Consider the following 239-nt stretch of genomic DNA (forward strand, 5'->3'; position numbering starts at 1 on the left):
CCGTCGCACTGCCTTCTGCCAGTTCAAAACCTATCCCGTCGACTGCGTGCTCGCTGCCAAAACGCTTTGATAATGACTTAACTTCCACTAGGTTCAATAATTCCGCCTCCCTATAACAAAGTATAGAATTGGCCCGATTAGGTTCAGCAAGACAATGATCGCCGCCCACATCCATTTCGGACCGTTCGGATTCGGATTTCTAATCAAATCCACCAATGCGAAGATCATCAATGCGATCT

1 protein-coding gene is annotated in these 239 nt (G+C 47.3%); it reads right to left on the bottom strand.

Annotated elements, in window-relative coordinates:
• Positions 1–93 precede the first annotated feature (93 nt).
• On the bottom strand, positions 94–237 hold the full coding sequence (locus tag SB775_RS33450) for a PLD nuclease N-terminal domain-containing protein (protein ID WP_410865602.1): 144 nt from the start codon (positions 235–237) through the stop codon (positions 94–96).
• Positions 238–239 lie beyond the last annotated feature (2 nt).

The organism is Peribacillus sp. SIMBA_075 (genome assembly GCF_046534585.1).